Source organism: Cytobacillus dafuensis, from assembly GCF_007995155.1.
Taxonomy (GTDB): domain Bacteria; phylum Bacillota; class Bacilli; order Bacillales; family Cytobacillaceae; genus Cytobacillus; species Cytobacillus dafuensis.
On sequence record NZ_CP042593.1, the window covers coordinates 3,512,307 to 3,530,957 of the forward strand.

Below are 18,651 nucleotides of genomic sequence, written 5' to 3' on the forward strand. Positions count from 1 at the left end.
ATTTTTTAATAGCTAGTCAATTGTGATAAAATGAATCATTATTGTGGTTATAAGGGAGATAATAAAATGAAGGAACAGAAAAAAGTGCTCGGCGAGGAAAGAAGAGAGCTTCTGCTCCAGCTATTGAAAGAAAAAGGGGAACCCATAACTGGAGGCGATCTTGCTACTAGAGCAAATGTGAGCAGACAGGTTATTGTTGGTGATATTACTTTGTTAAAAGCAAAAGGAGAACCTATTATAGCAACAAGCCAAGGGTATATGTATTTAGTACAGGGATCCCTTGCAAATACGATTGAACGAACAATAGCTAGTTCACATCCTCCTGACAGAACAGAAGATGAGCTTAATTTACTAGTAGACCACGGAGTTACAGTCAAGGATGTAAGGATCGAACACCCAGTATATGGGGACTTAACAGCCTCTGTCATGGTTTCAAACCGGAAAGAGGTTAAAGAATTCATCGAAAAAATAAAAGCGACGAAAGCCTCTTACTTATCCGAGCTTACTGAAGGAATTCACCTTCACACCATTTCAGCAGGCTCCGAACAGAAACTGGACGAAGCAGTTCAAGCATTAAAAAGAGCCAATTTTTTAGTTGAATAAAGAAAAGCGGAAGCGCCTTCGGAACAATCAAGAAACCGATTGTTCCTGCGGTGATTATTCTAAGGAGATTTCCTTAGTGCCCACCCCCGACAAGCACAAGACGAGCCTCTCGGAAAGGTGTTCTTTACCTTTCTGGGAGGATTGGCTTGTGACCTCCGACGCACAGGACGTGCTAGTGGCGACAATGCCATAGGACGTGGCGTTTTTGTCGTCGAGGGGGTAGGCGCTGGAGCTAGACAGTTCACAAACTCAAAAAAGCTATCCTCATTTTAAGAAAGGATCCTTTTGTATGCTTTTTGTATTAAACCTTACATTTTTCCATTCCAACCTGATAATAAGGATAGCTTCCTAAAATTTTTACTTTACAATCCAATGCCTCTAATTCCGATACGACACCAGGTATTAAAACATCGTCCTTCCTCATGTCAACATCAATGATAAAGAAATAATTACCGAGTCCTGTTTTCATAGGCCTTGATTCGATTTTTGAAAGGTTTAACTTTCTCCATGCAAAAGCAGAAAGCACTTGATGCAAAGCTCCTGCACGATCTGAAGGCAATGTAATCATGACAGTTGTTTTGAAGCCCTTAAAAGAGGCTTTCTTTTCACGAAAAGGAAATGGATTCTTTGAAAGTACAATAAATCGAGTATGATTATAGCTTACATCGTGAATATCCTCGCGAACAATCTCAAGTCCATATTCCTTAGCAGCAAGCTCGTTTGCTATCGCTCCTGCTTTAACGTCCGGATTTTCCTTCACAAATTGAGCTGCCGCAGCTGTAGATGTCGTTTTTTCACAAGGGGTCCCCTTTAATTCTTTATGTAAAAACTTATGACATTGTGCAAGTGCGTGTGAATGGCTATATACGACTCCAGTTTCCTTCCATTTTTTCGAATTAGCTGGATGCACCATGAAATGCTGGCGAATAGGGCAAGTTATTTCTCCAATAATCGGATAGTCCACTTCATGAACTAAATAATCAAGAGTAATATTAACAGTACCCTCAAGTGCGTTCTCAAGCGGAACAACCGCCATTTCTATTTCATCCCCCATTAAAGCATCGAAGCAATCAGGAATGGTTGAAAATGGAACTGTCTTTTCTTCAGGAAACATTTCACGAACAGCAATATCCGTAAATGTTGCTTTCGGACCTAAATACCCTACCTTCACGGTCATCTCTCCCTTGAATCACTTCTATATACATTACTAACACTTTACCACTTTAAATAGAGAATGTGTGTAAAAATTTAAAAAATTCGTCTGATGCCTATACACTTTATTTTTGTAAGACTAAGTCCTTCATATAAAAAAATGAGTGCCTGAACAGGCGCACATATAACATTATGCACCTGAACCAAGCACCTCAACCTTTTCTACAAATTCTAATCTTCTTAACTTTGTTAGCAATTCATCGATTTCAATTTCCATTTTCGTTACATTAAGGGATAGCGTAATATTGGCTCTTCCCTGTAAAGGAATTGTCTGATGAATGGTAAGAATATTACATCCTGCTGAAGCAACCACGCTCAATAATTGGGATAGGGTACCTGAGCGATCTTCTAAATAAAAAAACAATGTTATTATTTTTTCTTTGACAACAGTATGAAAAGGAAAAACTGTATCTCGATATTTATAAAATGCACTTCTACTTAAATCAACCTTTTGAACAGCATCCCATACAGACTCTGCTTTTCCTCTTTCTATCATTTCTTTTGCATCTAATGTTTTCTTCATTGCTTCAGGAAGAACATCTTCCCGAACTAAGAAAAATTTCTTATCGAATTTTTCATGTCTCATATTTACACTCCATTTAAACTTAAGAGATTATTCAATGAACTCGAATTCATATTCAAGCAGCTTTACTATATCCCCGTCCTTCGCTCCTTTTTCACGAAGAGCATCATCGACACCCATTCCGCGAAGCTGTCTAGAAAAACGTCGGATAGATTCATCTCTGGAGAAGTCAGTCATTTTAAAGAGCTTCTCAATCGCATCACCAGAAATGATAAATGTGCCAGCAGAATCTCTTGTGATAACAAATTCGGTTTGGTCAGCTTCATGTTTATAAACGACGCGGTGGACACCCGTTTCTTCTTCTTGATGTAATGGGAATTCTGGTGTTTCTTCAATTTTATCAGCAATAGCAAATAATAAATCTCTTAACCCTTGTCTTGTGATAGCGGAGATTGGGAAGATTGGAAAATCTTCTTTCATTTGCTCTCTAAATTTCTGAAGATTATCTTCTGCTCCAGGCATTTCCATTTTATTTGCCACTATGATTTGAGGCCTTTCGGTTAAGCGTAAATTATATTCTCTTAATTCCTTATTAATTGTTAAATAATCTTCATAAGGATCTCTACCTTCGATTGCCGCCATATCAATGACATGTACGATAACCCGTGTACGCTCAATATGTCTCAAGAACTGATGACCAAGCCCTACTCCAGAGTGTGCACCTTCAATTAAACCCGGAAGATCGGCTAAAACAAAGCTGCGTCCATCTTCTGTTTCTACCATCCCTAAATTAGGCGCAATTGTTGTAAAATGATATTCTGCAATTTTCGGTCTAGCAGAAGAAACAACAGATAAAAGAGTTGATTTCCCTACACTTGGGAAGCCTACAAGTCCTGCATCTGCTAAAAGTTTTAATTCAAGAACGACTTCTCTCTCGATTCCAGGCTCTCCATGCTCTGATAATTCAGGAGCAGGATTTGATGGCGTTGCAAATCGAGTGTTACCTCTGCCGCCCCGTCCACCTTTTGCAATAATCGCCCTCTGCCCATGTTCTGTTAGGTCAGCTATTACTTCATTTGTTTCAGCATCTGTTACAACAGTACCAGGTGGAACCTTCACAATCATGTCCTTCGCGTTTCGGCCATGTTGATTTTTGGACATACCGTGTTCACCACGAGTAGCCTTGAAATGGCGTTGATAACGGAAATCCATTAGAGTACGCAAGCCTTCATTGACCTCGAAAACTACATCAGCGCCTTTTCCTCCGTCTCCTCCTGCAGGTCCGCCCATTGGTACATATTTTTCGCGGCGAAAAGCGACCATCCCATTGCCGCCATCTCCACCTTTAACATAAATTTTTACCTGATCGACAAACATATTATTCCTCCTGTCTTAGCTGTCCTTACTTTCTGACAGCAAGAACTGTTAGTTTTACCTATGTAGATACGAAAATTATAATGACTTTGGATTATTTCTTGAAGGGATATAAAATTCCAGGGAAAGCTCTTTTTCTGTGAAAGCATGAACATCTATTTTAGGAAAAGACGAACTCTGTTCCAAAAATAGCTCAATTTGTTTCTTATCTGTTATTATTCCTCTAAAATCAAAAAAGAAACGGGTTCCATCTATCTGAGGATCAATTGTGACTGATAAATGATTCTCGTGGAAACGCTTAATAGATGAGTTCAGGCAGACAAAAAAAGTGTCGGTCCAATTTGTGAGCAAATCATCGTCCAAGTGATCGATTTTTGAGCATTCCAATATATCATATTCTACTTGAAACAAATGATTTTCCCAATTATATGTAAGAAGCAATGAGGCGAATTGAGGAATATTCAAATTAGAAAGCTTAGCTTCCTGCTGGGCCTCTACAACTATTTCATCGATAATTTCCTTTGCCCGGTCTATTTTATTTAGTGCTAGATTGCCTTTTATTAGTTGGATTTTATTTAGCCAGTCGTGGCGTGCATAGCGCAGCACCTCGATCATATTCCAATCTGTTCTCATAAATGCACTCCTACACAGTAGATTAAGTGTCAGAAGACTGCTTGCTGTTAGTATATCAAAAAACGAAGCAGCCGTAAGCAATTATTACTAAATTATCAACATATAAAACCAAAAAGAAAACCCTAACCTTAATGGTTAGAGTTTCCACCAGAAGCTTAAGCTTCTTGAGCTACAGGATATACGCTAACTTGCTTACGATCACGGCCAAGGCGCTCGAATTTAACTACACCGTCCACTTTCGCGAAAAGTGTATCATCTCCACCTTTACCAACATTCACTCCAGGATAGATTCTTGTTCCGCGTTGACGGTAAAGAATTGAACCGCCAGTTACGAATTGACCGTCTGCACGCTTAGCGCCAAGACGCTTAGAGATTGAGTCACGGCCGTTCTTTGTAGAACCTACTCCCTTTTTAGATGCGAATAATTGAAGATCTAATTTTAATAACATTTATTCCACCTCCTGCTTTTTGAAGGTCATTTTTATATGCTGCCCGTATTGCTCTTCAATCGTTTGTAAGGAGACAACCATTCCTTCTAAAAGAAGTTGAATTTTCTCATTTGTCTCTTCCGGTAAATTGACCGGAATAACACAACGGAGAAAGCCGTCTTCGTTTTGTTCAATTTCAGGGGTAATTCCGGTTAAGGTATGTACCGCATTAATTGCACCAACCGATACAGCTGATACGCCTGCACAGACGATATCATTCCCTCTTTCAGCAAAGAAGGCATGGCCGCTAATTGTAAATGATTGAATCATACCAGAGCTTTTACGATTAATCGCAATGTTAATCATTTTTCTCGCCTTAAGCGTTGATCTTTTCAATCACAACTTTAGTGTATGGTTGACGATGACCTTGCTTTTTGCGATAGTTTTTCTTTGATTTGTACTTGAAAACAATGATCTTTTTTGCACGACCTTGCTTTTCAACTTTAGCTGTAACAGTAGCACCTTCAACTACAGGGCTTCCTACTTTTACACTATCTCCGCCTACGAAAAGAACTTTGTCAAAAGTAACTGTTTCGCCTGCTTCAGAATTTAGCTTTTCGATGTAGATAGCTTGACCTTCTTCTACTCGTACTTGCTTACCACCAGTTTCAATAATCGCGTACATGAACTGCACCTCCTCTTAGACTAAGACTCGCCATCATCAGGCGTTTCACTCGAAAAGCTTAAAGTACTAAGCTTTCAGTATAGGACCTCAAGCAAATGGCACTAAAGCTAATCATATGTGAGCAAAAGCTTAAACCTGTTCTGAGCGGTTGTAGCACGGGTGCGCTACAAACATAACATTAAAATCCTATCATATAAGGGCTTAAAGTGTCAATATACTTTTCTTTTTAACTCTTCCGGTTTTCCGAATTGACGAATTTCATAAAAGGGTTTTTCTGACTGTGTTACAACAAAAATAATTTCGAGTCCAAGTATTTCTTCGATTCTCTTTTTATAGCTATTCTGCTCACCTGAAAAGACTATTTTCACGTCTTCAGAAGTATCGATTAAGACGGCCTCATGATCTGCTCCACCATACTCCCATAGTTCACGCTCCAGGCGAAAAGCAACCGTTTCTGGACTTAATATTCGCCCTGTACCATCACAGGATGGGCACTTAACTGTAAGAGACTCAGAAATAGCAGGCTTTGTTTTTTTTCGTGTTAGTTGGAGAATTCCTAGCGGAGTAAAACCAACAAGATTCGTTCGTCTTTCATCCTTCTCTAATTCAGCTTTCATTATTTCTAGAATACAAAGCTTATCCTTTTCCTCTTTCATATCAATAAAGTCAATTAAAATCATGCCCCCGATATCACGAAGACGGATTTGTCTTACTGCCTCAATTGCAGCCCATTTATTTGTTTTTATAATCGTTTCTCGAAGGTCATTTTTCCCGGAAAATTTCCCAGTATTTACATCAATGACGGTTAATGCTTCAGCTTCATCAAAAATAAGGTACGCTCCATTCTCTAACCAAACAATTCGTTTTAAAGCCTTTTCAAATTCATGTTCTAACCGAAAGGCAGAAAAAATATTTTCCTTCCCGTTGTAAAGCTGGACCTTTAGATGGCTATTTTTTTGAATTTCATGCTTGATGACTTGGTCATCGACAATGATTTCAGCAATATCCATTCTTGTTATTTCCTTCATGACCTCTTCTAAAAAAGAATTTTTTTCTAGCACGATTCTTGGCTTCTTAAAAGTGTTTGCTTTCGCAAGGAGTTCCTTATATTCTTGCCGCAGGTCTTCTATTTCTGCTATTAATTTTTCTTGTTTCACCTGACTGCTAGATGTCCGAAAAATAAAGCCCTCTTCTTGGAATTTTAGATCGTTGCCTAGGGTGCGCAAATCCGTTCTCAAACGATAATCTTCAATTTTTTTGGAAATGGCAACATATTTTCCATGTGGCATATAAATTATGTTTTCACCTTGGAACTCTATTATGCCCGTAAGTCGAGGCCCCTTTGTTCCTGCTGCATCTTTTTCTACTTGAACTAGCATCCTTTCTCCCTGGTGGACATAGGACGTAATACTTTGAGACCCTTTTTCGTCATCTGCTTGAACAAATGAAGCAAGTTTGTCCCTATGCAAATATCCCTTTTTACCTTCTCCAAGGTCGACGAAAGCAGCGTTCATTCCTGGAAGCACCTTATCAACAATCCCTAAATATATATTACCTACGGATGATTGATGCCTCGGCTGATTGATTACAAGCTTTTCAACTTCATTATTCTTTAGTAATGCATAGCGTTTTTCCCTTGTTAAATGGTCAATAATCAATGTATACAAACGAATTCCTCACTTAAATAATTAGTATGCGAATATCAGATCGCCTATCCTAGTAGTAACGTTCTTTTCTGAAAAATAGGCATGTAATAGCTCGTTTTCATCCATAGAACCTATTTCTTTTCCATCCTTTTCAATGATAATTGGGTGTTTATAGCCACGTTGAAACTTCTCCAGTACGTGAATAACCAGTTCATTATCATTTGCGACTAGCGGTTTTAATTTACGTACATCACTGTTTTTCCCATAATATCGTTCAAGAAGAAAACGAATAAAAATATATCTGCTTTGCTTCCATTCATGGTATAGCGAAAATAGCAAAAATGCGATTATAACCCAAATATTTAAATTTAACGGTGATAATAATAAAATCATCACAGCAAAAATAACCATACAGCCAATAGAAATTTGCAACGCTTGTCGATGTGCATTTGGAAATGCATGTTTGAGTGAAAAAAAGAGAAAAACTAATTTTCCTCCATCTAAAGGCCAAATAGGCAACAGATTAAATAGCAAAACCATCAAATTATACTGAATAAATAAGTGATATAGCCCTTCGGAAATGAAAGAAAATTGATATAGGATAAATGCCAGCCCTATCATCCAAAGATGCTGAAGAGGACCAGAAAGGATGACGATTACCTCTTCGCTTAATGGTCGATTCCCATGCTCATCCACTTCTGCAACTCCACCAAATGGCAATAGAGATATTCTTTTTATCCGCCACGAAAAAAAAGACGCTGCTGCAGCATGCCCCATTTCATGAACAAAAATGATCAGCAAAAGCAGAGACAACTCTAAAAAGTGAGCGGTTAAAACAGCTAATCCAATCACTACCCAAAGTAGAGGGTGAATATGAATATATTTTATCAATCCTATTAATTTATTCAAATGGAATCACCTGTATAGGGTCAATGAAGTCATCACCCTTTTTTATGGCAAAATAAAAAGAACCATTCATCCCATCTTCCTGTGCAGTTGCCGATCCTAGCTCTGTACCTTTTTTTATATAATCCATAAATTTAACATTGATATTATCTAAATTTCCATACCATGATTCACTTTTATCCGCATGCTTGATGACAATTGTTTTTCCAAATCCTTCTTTTTTCCCAGCGAATGTGACAAGCCCCTCACTCATTGCCACGACCGCAGCATCTTTGCTCGTTTCAATTGTGATCCTTTGTCCGTTCTCTTGGAAATCCTCCACAATTTTAGCTGATGCGGGCAAGGCATACTCCGAGTTTGGTGATGAATCCTTCATGCCTTCTTTATCATCTTTGAAAGGCAATAATGCAAGTGGTTTTCCGAAACGATCTTCATACCAGTTGGCAACAGTGACAAATTGAAAATCTTCCTCCATCGATTTTTCCACAAAATCTCTTGCAGGCTCAAATGCTTCTGCATTATTTTTAAACATAATTGCCACTATCAAAAATAAGCAAGCAGAGAGTAGGATTTTAAATAAAAAATATTCTTTTTTAAATAGAGGATGATTTCTCTCACCAGTGTTCCCTTCATATGAATATATTTTATCGAAGCCGTATCTTTCTTCATCTTCCGTCCACTTCATTTGTTTATTTAAATTCTTAGTCGTTCTTCCATGTTCTCTTTTTCTATTCGCCACTCGTTTCCGAATTTCATCTGCTCGTGATCTCATACTTCCCCATCATTCCCTTACAATCTTTTGTACAAGTCTATGAGTTGTCCAAAGGGAGTATGACAGGAAAAAGCCAGGGAGCAACTCCCTGGCTTATTTAACGCCAAAAAACTTTTTAATTTTCGAGAAAACACCTAAAGTTTCGTCCTCAAGTGGCTGAAGAGGGATAGATTCTCCCAAAATACGACGGGCAATATTGCGATAAGCAATGGATGCTTTACTGTTTGGATTTAATGCAATCGGTTCGCCATGATTAGAAGCTTTTATGACTTCATCATCATCTGCAACAATTCCAATCAATTCGATTGAAAGATGTGTTGCAATTTCATCGACATCTAGCATATCTCCATTTTTCATCAATTGATTACGTATACGATTTATCACTAATTTTGGCGACTCTACATTTTCTTCTTTTTCAAGTAAACCAATAATTCGATCTGCATCTCTTACAGCTGATACTTCTGGTGTTGTAACAACGATTGCCTTGTCTGCTCCAGCAACAGCATTTCTATATCCATGCTCAATTCCTGCAGGACAATCGATGATAACATAATCATAATCTTGTTTCAATTCATTGACGAGCTCTTTCATTTGCTCCGGAGTTACCGCCGTCTTGTCACTCGTTTGAGCAGCAGGCAGTAAATAAAGCATATCCTCAAAGCGCTTATCTTTTACAAGTGCTTGATGGATTTTACAACGCCCTTCCAATACATCAACTAAATCATAGATAATACGATTTTCAAGTCCCATTACAACGTCTAAATTTCGGAGGCCAATGTCTGTATCGACGAGGCAAACCCTTTTCCCTTGCAGAGCTAAAGACGTACCAATATTCGCTGAGGTCGTTGTCTTTCCGACTCCACCTTTACCTGATGTAATGACAATTGCTACTCCCATACCTATTGTCCTCCTTCCAATCTAGTAATATTCGGTCTTACATGCATTAACACTTGCAATCTATCAACCGTTATTTGATTTTCATCATTTATGTAAGCACATTCCATTTCCCTTTTATCTTCTTCTAGATAATTGTCAGGAGCTCTCGTAATACAATCACCTATTCGTATTTGTGAAGGCTTCATGATTGAAGCAGCTACAACGGCTTCTTTATTTCCATAAAAGCCTGCATGAGCTATTCCTTTCAAAGCCCCCATAATAAAAATATTTCCACCTGCAATGACTGTTCCTCCTGGATTAACATCACCGACGAGAAGCAAATCGCCAGCAACATGCAAAACTTGTCCAGACCTAATAATTCTAGCAATTGAAACAATCTCTTTATCTTCCTTTAATTTTGCTGCCTCTTCTTTTGTTATCACATTAGAGCTTATGGAATCAACGGCAAGATTCTTCTTTTGTCTAATTAATTCTTTTAGCTCCTCAACTTGTTCATTCGTTAAATATCTGTTACCAACCTGAAGTTTTACTGTAATTAAATGGTCTTCACGTGATCTAGAGCTCTCTGAAAGCTTATAATCAAGCTCCTTTTTCAATTCTTCATAGGAACAAGAATCATCAAGTTGAAGGATTAACCCATCCTTTGTTCCCTTAATCATTACATTTTGAATTTTCTTCATGTCAAGATGTTCACCTCGTAAGAAAAGCGCTAAACAACTACTTTTCTATTCCAAACCTAAGTTCAAAATAATATGTACTATGAATATTTTCAGTATTCCTATACTTAAATAAACGCAAGTTATCCCTAAAACAAGCATACCTTCTTTTTTAGAAAATCAAAAGAGGAAATGCTAAGTTGAAGGGTAAAAATAAAATCTATTAGATATAATTCGACAGAAACAATGTAATATCCTTTTTTAGCTCATTATTATTCCTTTTATAGACATGTGGAGCTTATGAAAAAGAACAGTCCCCCTTACGTCCTTTTTCATATTCCAATTATACATCTAGGCTTGTTACTAAGTTTTCAAAATGCTTTTTGAGTGGATAAGCGACTATACACGTAATGACTAGATTAAATATGACTGTTGGTATTAGTCGAAGTGAAACAAAAGATGAAAAATCCATGCTTGTCTGGTGTATTAAGAAGTTCATCTCGTATACTCCCATTTCTAATAGGATAACCCCCAAAATGGTCACAAGTGATACGATAACTATATTTGTTTGAAGAATTTTCATTAGTTTTGACACGATATAAGATACTAAAGGAAAAATAAACAAATAGATCCCAATGATTTCGGTGTAAACAATATCGAATAGTAGACCAAAAATGAAGCTATAAATAATTCCATACTTTTTCGGACCATAAATTGTCAGAAATAATAAGGTTATCATTAAAAATCTTGGGACGATAATTCGGGCATCATCAAGTAAACCTACAGGAAAGAGTTCTACAAATATACTTTCCGAAATGAAGATGAATAATAATAAGAGAGGAAGAAGGAATTTTCTCACAGTTCCTCCTCCTCATCATCTATCATATTTTTTAGTTCCGGCTTTACCATACTTCTTTTTACAACCATAACATGTTCAATATCATAAAAATTTGCACCTGGCTTGACGAATGCAGTTTGTGTAAGTCCATACTCTGCTGGTGTAACATCTACGACCTTTCCGATTGGAAGGTTTTTCGGGAACACCCCACCCATTCCAGAACTGATAACATTTTGACCTTTCTTAATCTTCGCATCATATGGGATTCCTTTTAATAATAGAACTCCCTTTTCTTTGTCGTATCCTTCAATTAAGCCAAAGTAACTTTCTCCATCAGCTTGAACTTCAGCTGAAATACGATTTGTCGGATCCATTGAACTCAATAGCTGTACAGTAGAAGTAAAAGGCTCGGTGTTCTTTATTTTTCCAATTAAGCCATTTGCCGTTAAAACAGGCATATCTTGTTCGATTCCATCTTTTGAGCCCTTATTTATGGTAAGCAGTTCATTCCATTTATCTGGATTCCTTCCTACTACTGTTGCTTGTATAGGGTCAAAATCACTTAATGATTCTTTTTTATCAAGAATTTCACGAAGCTCAGCATTGTCCTTTTTCAGCATTTGTACTTCCGATTCGAGACGAGCAAGTTCATCTATTCTTTTTTTCAACTCTTTATTTTCAGTATATGTATTCTGCAAGTCTTTCAAATTGTCAAAAAAACCAGCAACATAATGGGTTGGTCTTGAAACTGCCGTTTGCACCAAGCCAATCGTATCTTTAACAAATTGTTCTGGCCAGGTTAACTTATCACGATCCTTTAAAGAAAACCCAATCAATGCCACGAGAATAATGATGCTAACAAGCAAAATAATCAGGCGTTTATTCAGAAAAAACTGTGGCATTCCTTACACCTCATTTCTAGAGATTAGAGGTGAGAAGTTTGATGACGAGGTAAGTGGCGAATATGCCATTTTCATTTATAATAACCTCATTCCCAAAACATAACCTCTATATTAAAAGTCAATACATAGGTGGAGCCCAATCACATTATTAAGTTGTGAGTGGGCTTAAATAATATAAAAGATTTTATTCTGATTAATATTAACGAAAATCCTTCGATTTATTTTTAAATAAATCGATATGATCGAGCGCTTTTCCTGTACCGATCGCAACACAATCTAGTGGATTTTCAGCAATTAGAACTGGCATTTTCGTTTCTTCACTAATAACCTTGTCCAAATTCCGAAGTAAAGCGCCTCCACCCGTCAACACAATTCCACGATCCATAATATCTGCTGCAAGCTCAGGCGGCGTTTTTTCAAGCGTTACCTTCACAGCATCAACAATGGCATAAACTGTATCATGCAATGCTTTACAAATTTCTTCAGCAGTAATTTCAATTGTCTTGGGAAGTCCTGTCAAAAGATCCCTTCCGCGAATTTCAAAGTTTTCAATTCCCTCTGGATCACCAGCTGAGCCTATTTCAACCTTAATTGTTTCAGCTGTACGATCCCCAATTAAAAGATTATAGCTTTTACGAATAAAATTGATAATGGCGTCATCCATGTTATTTCCTGCAACTCGTACTGATTGGCTTGTAACGATACCTCCAAGTGAAATAATCGCCACTTCTGTTGTTCCGCCGCCAATGTCAACAACCATACTTCCCGTCGGCTCCCATACAGGCAGATTTGCTCCAATTGCAGCTGCAAATGGCTCTTCAATCGGGTAAGCATCTCTCGCTCCTGCTTGGCGAGTAGCATCAATTACCGCACGTTGTTCCACAGCCGTAATGCCTGAAGGAACACACACCATCACATAAGGCTTTCCTGAGAATAAACCTTTGTTCTTAACTGCTTGCTTAATATAATATTTCATCATCACAGCTGTTGTCTCATAATCGGCAATAACCCCATCCTTCATAGGACGCAGGGCAACAATATTTCCAGGTGTTCGGCCGATCATATTTTTTGCATCATTCCCAACAGCTACTATGTTTTTTGTGTCTGTTTGTAATGCAACAACTGAAGGCTCTCTAACAACGATTCCTTTCCCTTTTACATAAACAAGTGTATTAGCAGTTCCTAAATCAATTCCAAGATCCTTTGTTCCTAACATGGTTGTATCTCCCTTTCTGATACGAAATGCAAAAAATAAATTGGAGCTAAAGCATTCTCTAGCTTCAAAAAATTTATACAAATTTCAAATGCTTTGTTTTGTAATAAAACTATGGTCAAATCGTGATAAATTTCATATTGACGTAAAAAAGCATAAATAATATTATAGCTTATCGTCAACTAAAAACATAGTGTTATAAATACCCTTTTTCCTTTAAACTCACAAATTTATTTTCCCCAATAATAAGATGATCGAGCACGTCAATTCCAATTATTTTTCCACATTCAGATAGACGCTTTGTCACCTCGATATCCTCTCTGCTCGGAGTTGGGTCACCGCTCGGATGATTATGTGCACAAATGATAGAAGCAGCCGAACGCCTGAAAGCTTCTTTAAACACCTCTCTTGGGTGTACAATTGAGGCATTTAAGCTGCCGATAAAGATAGTCTGCTTGTGCAGTACTTGATTTTTTGTATTAAGATAAAGGCATACAAAATGCTCCTGCGACAGAAATCTCATATCATTCATCACATATTTCGCTCCATCCTCTGGAGAGCGAATCGTATATCGATCGTCAAATGATAAATTTGATATTCTTCTGCCAATTTCTACTGCAGCTAACAGCTGAATGGCTTTTGCGGTTCCAATGCCTTTTATGGATGTGATTTCATCTAATGATGCATCCTTTAATAATCTTAACCCTTCAAAATGCGTTAAAAGCCGATTAGACAATTGAAGAACTGATTCATCCTTTGTCCCTGTTCGAAGTAGAATGGCTACAAGTTCATGAGTAGATAAACTTTGTGGTCCATTTTGAATAAATCGCTCCCTTGGACGTTCATCCTGTGGAAAATCCTTAATTAATAAGGATTGAGTTTGCATGTAATAATTCCTCCCTTATTATACAGATGTAAGGGAGTTTAGATGAAAAAATATTTATTTAGAAAATGGCATCACATACCCTGCATTTCTTAATTCTCGAACTGTTTTTGAAATAGGGAGGCCCATAACAGAGAAATAGTCACCGTCAATTTTTTTGACTAGCATGCTGCCGAAGCCTTGAATCCCATATGCCCCCGCTTTATCAAACGGTTCACCGGTGTCAATGTAAGCATTTATTTCTTCATCCGAAAGCTCCCAAAACACCACGTCTGATTTTACATAGAATTTTATTTCATTTTCAGGAGCAACTATCGTAACCCCCGTATAAACAGAATGCTCTTTCCCAGACAAATTTTTAATCATTGAATATGCATCTGCTCTGTCCTTTGGTTTTCCTAAAACAATCTCATCTAAAACAACGATTGTATCAGCACCAATTACAAATGAATTAGGGTGTTGCATACTTACCGCTTTTGCTTTTCTGCTGCTAAGCTCCATGACAATTTCTCCCGGGGTTAATTCGGGATCAAAGTTTTCATCAACATCACTGCTGGATACTTCAAATGTTATATGAAGATTTTCAAGAAGTTCTTTTCGTCGTGGAGAAGAAGAGGCTAAAATGAGGTTTTGCATATTATCACCTGACCTTATATTCGTATCAATTTGGGAGATACATTATCATCGTACCAAAAATCAATTGGACAAACAATTTTTAACCCGACAAATATCGTAAATTTTACTTTTTCCTTTTGAAAAAGTTTTAAGAAATAATGCATATAAAGGAGCCTGTCGAAAAATAATTGCAACAGACTCCAATAATATGCATTATTTCCTAGAAAATATTCGATTTAGAGTGGATAATGTCAATATTTAGAATGAGTTATGCAGATTTATGAGATAGACTGGAAGGTGGAAAGAACTCTTAATAAATGCTGTTGGAGTTTTGTTAACACATTAGAGTCATTTGACTCACTATAAGCTTTTAACTGTGCATAGGCAAGGTCCAATTCACTTTTTAGTGAAATGATTCCTTCGTCCTTGAATTGATCCGTTTTAATAGCTTTTAAAATCGCAGCTTGCTTTTCGATATTATTTAAAGTTTCTTCTGATATACTATTGTCTACTGCAGCTTCAGTCGCTCCTGCTGTCATTATCTCAAAAATGAACGGTGCAGCTTCTATAAACTTTTTTTCTTCAGGAAGAAGACCATTTATTGACTTCTCTTCGAATGTAACTGGTTTAGCAAAAACCTCAATGTCCTTTCCCTTTAATTGTTGACCCAACTCTTTAGCGTCCTCGATACTATTAGCCACACTTAAATAAAGAACGGCTTGCTCATTCATCTCAATGATCTGAGAAGGAATTCCTTTTTGAATATAATCCTCTTGAACTTGTTTTGCTGATTCTACAGTAGAGAACACGCCTCCTTGAATGACAAATGTCGAAAGTGGTTTAATGAATACGGTCTCTGAGCCTTCTTCTTTTTCTTCTGGGGCCGGTTCAGCAATAACTGGAAGTTCGGTTTCCGTCGTGTTTTCAGTTTTGACTAATTTCAACATAATAATGCCGAAGCTTGTACCTAACAGAATGGCAAAAAAAACAGTAATAAAAACAGAAGTAAGTAAACCATTGCGGTTATTCTTTTTCAGACTACTTCCGAAAGCACTTAAACCTTTCTTATTAGACTTTTTCGATTGCGTTGCTATTTTATATTCTACTAAGTCCGGTTGTTCAAATGTATCTTCAGGTAGGATCCAATCAAAATTGTCATCGTCAGTTGTTTCTTTAGTTGCTGCTGCTTCATTTGAAGAAAAATAATCGAAATTAACCTTTTGATCTTCGTCTACTATCAATCTATCATTCTCTAAATCCTCTTGATTTAATTTATTCTCCGGAATCTTATTTTCTTCATATGAACGCTGATTTCCATTAATTTTTATCGTAATTGTTCTCTCTTTATCCGGCCTGTTCACCATTCGTCCTCCCTCCATGTAAATGGCTAATTTTGTTTCATCCTATCATATCAACAAAAAAAAATAACAAGACTTTTGTCGTCTTGTTACCTTGGATTTTCGTCAAATTTTTCAAGAGAATCATCTTTTTCTTTCTCAAATTCATTTGAAATATCTTCCGAAATACTAAACGGATTTTTTTTGCCGCTTGGCTTCGGAACTTCCATTTTTGGAAGTTGATCAATTAAATCAGCTAGATTTGGCATATAAAATGTTGCAATCGTGATTTGAGAAGTAATCAATTCTTTATCTTGATCCGTAGAAATAACCTCTTCAAGTCCGGTAATTTCTAATTTTTCGACTAGAATGATACGCTCCTGAGATTCAAGTGTTTCGATAAATTTTTCAAGTTCAAAATAGCTCGGAGATTGAACAGTTAATACAGCAGTTGTTTTCTTCATTCCCGAAGGCATTGGAATATTTGATTTTTTATCGTCTACTTGTTCAGCCTCCGTTTTATCAGTATTTATTTCTTCATTAGCTGTATTTGTATTTTCTGATTCAATAATATCTCCATCAGAAAACTCCATCTCCAGTACTAAACTATCTGAAACAACCTCTGCTTTTTCTATATCAAGTAATAATTGTTCGACTAAAGGCTTAACGGGAATCTGTTTTTGCAGCGATTCTGTGCTTGTAAAAGTATCAGACTGTGGATCATCAGGTATATGGCTTTCAACAGCTTCAAACAGCTTCTCAGTAGAACGCAATTCACTTTCTTTCGTAGATAATGCTGTTTTCAATGGCTGAATATAGAAAAAGTAGACTCCAGTAAAAAACATGATTAATACAATTACTACTAAGATACCAATTTGCTTCTCTTTTTTTGGAAATTGAAGGGTCATGATTCATTCCTTCCTTGATTTTCCGCTTGCACATCTGCTTTTATCACGGATCTATTTAGAATTATTTCATAATCCGCAAGATAACGTGGAATATACTGTTCCTCATGGTCCGTTCTCGCCGTTTGTTCTGTCTCTTCTTCAGTTGGTTCATTCGCAGTTAAAGTAATTAACCTTACATCCTCGATCCAATCTGTATCAAGCATAGATTTTAAATAGTAGGATGCTTCACGTTTTGTGTCAAACTGAACAAGCAACTGAATATTGCCTGTTTCTTCATATTGAATAGATTGAATAAAACCTCGTTCAGGCAACAACTCTGTAAATTTCCTTAACAAAGGAACTGTCTTAATCGGGTACTCCTTGGCCCATTCCACTGCCTTTTCTAGTTCTTCTAGCGAATTTGCTGATTCCGCATCAGTCATCTTTTTCTCATCAATCTCAATTAATTGCTGAGTTGTTGAGATTTGCTGTTCAACTGTTTTTATTTTTGCTTTATATGATTGGCCTACCCACATTGTAATGAATATGCCTACTAAAAAGAAAAATATTAAAACTCCGACTAGCACAAAAAGAGCTGTATTTCTCGATTCCTTTTTCGGTAATAGGTTAATCTCAACGAGCATAATTACACCTCTTTTAATGCAAGCCCCAGAGCTAGATAATGCGTCCTCGGAAGACTATCTTCTGTTGCTGAAGTTATTGAATTTATATTTAAAGTTTGAAGGGGGACATCAAATCTCTTCTCCATTTCTTTTTTTATTAGGTCAAGAAGCGGATGATCCCCATTTAGTAATATTTTTGAGACTTGCTGATTTCCTTGATTAATTGAATAACGATAGAAATCCATGAATTTTCTTATTTCCTTATAAATATCCTCCAATTGTAACAGCAGATCATTTGTTTCCCCGCTATATTGGAGGTTCTGCTTTCCAGCCTTATTCATATTAACATTCCACTTATCTTCATCAAAATCTATTAATAAATGGTGCATAAAAAAAGGAAGATGATTTTCAAAGATACAGATGTTTACTACGTTCGTATCAAATTGAACCATTAGTAATCTTTCAGCCTTATCCTGTAAGCCTAATTGATGGTAAAGCCGATAAAGTGAAAGCGAAGAAATATCTGCCGCATCAGGTATGAGTTTAACACCAGACAGCAAATTGGAGTATTCTAAAACATTTTCTTCATTGCTGGCAAAAACGAGAACTTCACTCTTTTCTTTCCCTTTTGAAACTGTATACGTATCAAAGACAGGCTCATCGAATGGAAGATGGATTCTTGTACCAAGTTCTAAATATAAATAGCCATTGATTTCGTCATCCTTCACATCTGCTGGAATCTCGACTTTTCGAATGATGACATAAGAATCTGGCACAATAAAACGAACAAATCGCTTTTGAATCTTCCAATCTACAATACATTCTTCTAGAATCATTGCTAAAGTTTCATGTTCAATAATCTTCCCGTCTCTAATGATGCCTAACGGAATAAACCGCTCTCCCCATCGAAGAATAGTAGGCGGCTTTGCTTGCTTCAATTCGACAAAACGAATGGAATAGTCATTGATAATAATATTTACCGTACGGTTTTTACGCGAAAAAAGGGAAAGAGCCATAT

General features: G+C 36.9%; 22 protein-coding genes and 1 other annotated feature. Of the genes, 1 reads left to right on the top strand and 21 read right to left on the bottom strand.

Going from position 1 to position 18,651, the window contains the following annotated elements; genetic code table 11:
• Positions 1-66 precede the first annotated feature (66 nt).
• The gene (locus tag FSZ17_RS16805) at positions 67-603 is read left to right on the top strand and encodes a transcription repressor NadR (RefSeq protein WP_057771721.1); all 537 of its coding nucleotides are present in this window, start codon (positions 67-69) and stop codon (positions 601-603) included.
• 301 nt (positions 604-904) lie between these two features.
• On the opposite strand, the gene pheA is transcribed toward FSZ17_RS16805, so the two are convergent.
• The 21 genes from pheA to pilM all read right to left on the bottom strand — a co-directional run bounded on the left by pheA (position 905) and on the right by pilM (position 18,649).
• Complete coding sequence (pheA, locus tag FSZ17_RS16810) at positions 905-1,774, bottom strand: prephenate dehydratase (protein WP_057771723.1); 870 nt, start codon at positions 1,772-1,774, stop codon at positions 905-907.
• Between the two features lie 171 nt (positions 1,775-1,945).
• Positions 1,946-2,401, bottom strand: coding sequence for an ACT domain-containing protein (locus FSZ17_RS16815; RefSeq protein ID WP_057771725.1), 456 nt, complete (start codon positions 2,399-2,401; stop codon positions 1,946-1,948).
• 27 nt (positions 2,402-2,428) lie between these two features.
• Complete coding sequence (obgE, locus tag FSZ17_RS16820; RefSeq protein ID WP_057771728.1) at positions 2,429-3,715, bottom strand: GTPase ObgE; 1,287 nt, start codon at positions 3,713-3,715, stop codon at positions 2,429-2,431.
• 75 nt (positions 3,716-3,790) lie between these two features.
• Entirely contained in the window at positions 3,791-4,345 is a 555-nt protein-coding gene (locus tag FSZ17_RS16825) for a sporulation initiation phosphotransferase B (protein WP_057771730.1), read from the bottom strand.
• A gap of 155 nt (positions 4,346-4,500) precedes the next feature.
• Entirely contained in the window at positions 4,501-4,794 is a 294-nt protein-coding gene (gene rpmA / locus FSZ17_RS16830) for a 50S ribosomal protein L27 (RefSeq protein WP_057771732.1), read from the bottom strand.
• Positions 4,795-5,139 carry a ribosomal-processing cysteine protease Prp gene (locus FSZ17_RS16835; protein ID WP_057771734.1) on the bottom strand — a complete coding sequence of 115 codons (345 nt, stop codon included), beginning with the start codon at positions 5,137-5,139 and terminating at the stop codon, positions 4,795-4,797.
• Positions 5,140-5,149: 10 nt separating this feature from the next.
• Entirely contained in the window at positions 5,150-5,458 is a 309-nt protein-coding gene (gene rplU, locus FSZ17_RS16840) for a 50S ribosomal protein L21 (RefSeq protein WP_057771736.1), read from the bottom strand.
• A gap of 13 nt (positions 5,459-5,471) precedes the next feature.
• Positions 5,472-5,618, bottom strand: a sequence feature (ribosomal protein L21 leader region).
• Positions 5,619-5,667: 49 nt separating this feature from the next.
• Complete coding sequence (locus tag FSZ17_RS16845) at positions 5,668-7,125, bottom strand: Rne/Rng family ribonuclease (protein ID WP_057771738.1); 1,458 nt, start codon at positions 7,123-7,125, stop codon at positions 5,668-5,670.
• 21 nt (positions 7,126-7,146) lie between these two features.
• Positions 7,147-8,013, bottom strand: coding sequence for a M50 family metallopeptidase (locus tag FSZ17_RS16850; protein ID WP_057771739.1), 867 nt, complete (start codon positions 8,011-8,013; stop codon positions 7,147-7,149).
• On the bottom strand, positions 8,006-8,782 hold the full coding sequence (locus FSZ17_RS16855) for a M23 family metallopeptidase (protein ID WP_057771741.1): 777 nt from the start codon (positions 8,780-8,782) through the stop codon (positions 8,006-8,008). Before FSZ17_RS16855 ends, FSZ17_RS16850 begins: the two co-directional genes overlap by 8 nt.
• Positions 8,783-8,875: 93 nt before the next feature.
• Positions 8,876-9,679 (bottom strand): septum site-determining protein MinD, encoded by an 804-nt coding sequence (gene minD / locus FSZ17_RS16860; RefSeq protein WP_057771743.1) that lies wholly within the window; start codon positions 9,677-9,679, stop codon positions 8,876-8,878.
• A gap of 2 nt (positions 9,680-9,681) precedes the next feature.
• On the bottom strand, positions 9,682-10,359 hold the full coding sequence (gene minC / locus FSZ17_RS16865; RefSeq protein ID WP_057771745.1) for a septum site-determining protein MinC: 678 nt from the start codon (positions 10,357-10,359) through the stop codon (positions 9,682-9,684).
• A gap of 319 nt (positions 10,360-10,678) precedes the next feature.
• Complete coding sequence (mreD, locus tag FSZ17_RS16870; protein ID WP_057771747.1) at positions 10,679-11,194, bottom strand: rod shape-determining protein MreD; 516 nt, start codon at positions 11,192-11,194, stop codon at positions 10,679-10,681.
• Entirely contained in the window at positions 11,191-12,075 is an 885-nt protein-coding gene (gene mreC, locus FSZ17_RS16875) for a rod shape-determining protein MreC (protein ID WP_057771750.1), read from the bottom strand. The genes mreD and mreC overlap by 4 nt, the downstream gene beginning before the upstream one ends.
• Before the next feature lie 199 nt (positions 12,076-12,274).
• A complete protein-coding gene (locus FSZ17_RS16880; RefSeq protein WP_057771752.1) occupies positions 12,275-13,291 on the bottom strand; it encodes a rod shape-determining protein in 1,017 nt (338 codons plus the stop codon).
• Between the two features lie 193 nt (positions 13,292-13,484).
• A complete protein-coding gene (gene radC / locus FSZ17_RS16885; protein WP_057771754.1) occupies positions 13,485-14,174 on the bottom strand; it encodes a RadC family protein in 690 nt (229 codons plus the stop codon).
• 54 nt (positions 14,175-14,228) lie between these two features.
• On the bottom strand, positions 14,229-14,807 hold the full coding sequence (locus FSZ17_RS16890) for a Maf family protein (RefSeq protein WP_057771756.1): 579 nt from the start codon (positions 14,805-14,807) through the stop codon (positions 14,229-14,231).
• A 257-nt stretch (positions 14,808-15,064) separates the two neighbouring features.
• Positions 15,065-16,150: an SPOR domain-containing protein gene (locus FSZ17_RS16895; RefSeq protein WP_057771758.1), complete on the bottom strand. Its 1,086-nt coding sequence runs from the start codon at positions 16,148-16,150 to the stop codon at positions 15,065-15,067.
• 83 nt (positions 16,151-16,233) lie between these two features.
• Positions 16,234-17,031 (bottom strand): hypothetical protein, encoded by a 798-nt coding sequence (locus FSZ17_RS16900; RefSeq protein WP_057771760.1) that lies wholly within the window; start codon positions 17,029-17,031, stop codon positions 16,234-16,236.
• Positions 17,028-17,654 carry a hypothetical protein gene (locus tag FSZ17_RS16905; RefSeq protein WP_057771762.1) on the bottom strand — a complete coding sequence of 209 codons (627 nt, stop codon included), beginning with the start codon at positions 17,652-17,654 and terminating at the stop codon, positions 17,028-17,030. Before FSZ17_RS16905 ends, FSZ17_RS16900 begins: the two co-directional genes overlap by 4 nt.
• Before the next feature lie 2 nt (positions 17,655-17,656).
• Positions 17,657-18,649: a type IV pilus biogenesis protein PilM gene (gene pilM, locus FSZ17_RS16910; protein ID WP_057771764.1), complete on the bottom strand. Its 993-nt coding sequence runs from the start codon at positions 18,647-18,649 to the stop codon at positions 17,657-17,659.
• Between the last annotated feature and the right edge of the window lie 2 nt (positions 18,650-18,651).

Bases quoted from the DNA above. Each gene is read 5' to 3' on its own strand.
- mreC (WP_057771750.1), bottom strand. From the start codon at position 12,075: ATGCCACAGTTTTTTCTGAATAAACGCCTGATTATTTTGCTTGTTAGC.
- FSZ17_RS16895 (WP_057771758.1), bottom strand. From the start codon at position 16,150: ATGGTGAACAGGCCGGATAAAGAGAGAACAATTACGATAAAAATTAAT.
- FSZ17_RS16815 (WP_057771725.1), bottom strand. From the start codon at position 2,401: ATGAGACATGAAAAATTCGATAAGAAATTTTTCTTAGTTCGGGAAGAT.
- rplU (WP_057771736.1), bottom strand. From the start codon at position 5,458: ATGTACGCGATTATTGAAACTGGTGGTAAGCAAGTACGAGTAGAAGAA.
- FSZ17_RS16855 (WP_057771741.1), bottom strand. From the start codon at position 8,782: ATGAGATCACGAGCAGATGAAATTCGGAAACGAGTGGCGAATAGAAAA.
- FSZ17_RS16880 (WP_057771752.1), bottom strand. From the start codon at position 13,291: ATGTTAGGAACAAAGGATCTTGGAATTGATTTAGGAACTGCTAATACA.
- pilM (WP_057771764.1), bottom strand. From the start codon at position 18,649: ATGGCTCTTTCCCTTTTTTCGCGTAAAAACCGTACGGTAAATATTATT.
- FSZ17_RS16905 (WP_057771762.1), bottom strand. From the start codon at position 17,654: ATGCTCGTTGAGATTAACCTATTACCGAAAAAGGAATCGAGAAATACA.
- FSZ17_RS16805 (WP_057771721.1), top strand. From the start codon at position 67: ATGAAGGAACAGAAAAAAGTGCTCGGCGAGGAAAGAAGAGAGCTTCTG.
- minD (WP_057771743.1), bottom strand. From the start codon at position 9,679: ATGGGAGTAGCAATTGTCATTACATCAGGTAAAGGTGGAGTCGGAAAG.
- FSZ17_RS16835 (WP_057771734.1), bottom strand. From the start codon at position 5,139: ATGATTAACATTGCGATTAATCGTAAAAGCTCTGGTATGATTCAATCA.
- radC (WP_057771754.1), bottom strand. From the start codon at position 14,174: ATGCAAACTCAATCCTTATTAATTAAGGATTTTCCACAGGATGAACGT.
- minC (WP_057771745.1), bottom strand. From the start codon at position 10,359: ATGAAGAAAATTCAAAATGTAATGATTAAGGGAACAAAGGATGGGTTA.
- FSZ17_RS16825 (WP_057771730.1), bottom strand. From the start codon at position 4,345: ATGAGAACAGATTGGAATATGATCGAGGTGCTGCGCTATGCACGCCAC.
- FSZ17_RS16900 (WP_057771760.1), bottom strand. From the start codon at position 17,031: ATGACCCTTCAATTTCCAAAAAAAGAGAAGCAAATTGGTATCTTAGTA.
- FSZ17_RS16890 (WP_057771756.1), bottom strand. From the start codon at position 14,807: ATGCAAAACCTCATTTTAGCCTCTTCTTCTCCACGACGAAAAGAACTT.
- rpmA (WP_057771732.1), bottom strand. From the start codon at position 4,794: ATGTTATTAAAATTAGATCTTCAATTATTCGCATCTAAAAAGGGAGTA.
- obgE (WP_057771728.1), bottom strand. From the start codon at position 3,715: ATGTTTGTCGATCAGGTAAAAATTTATGTTAAAGGTGGAGATGGCGGC.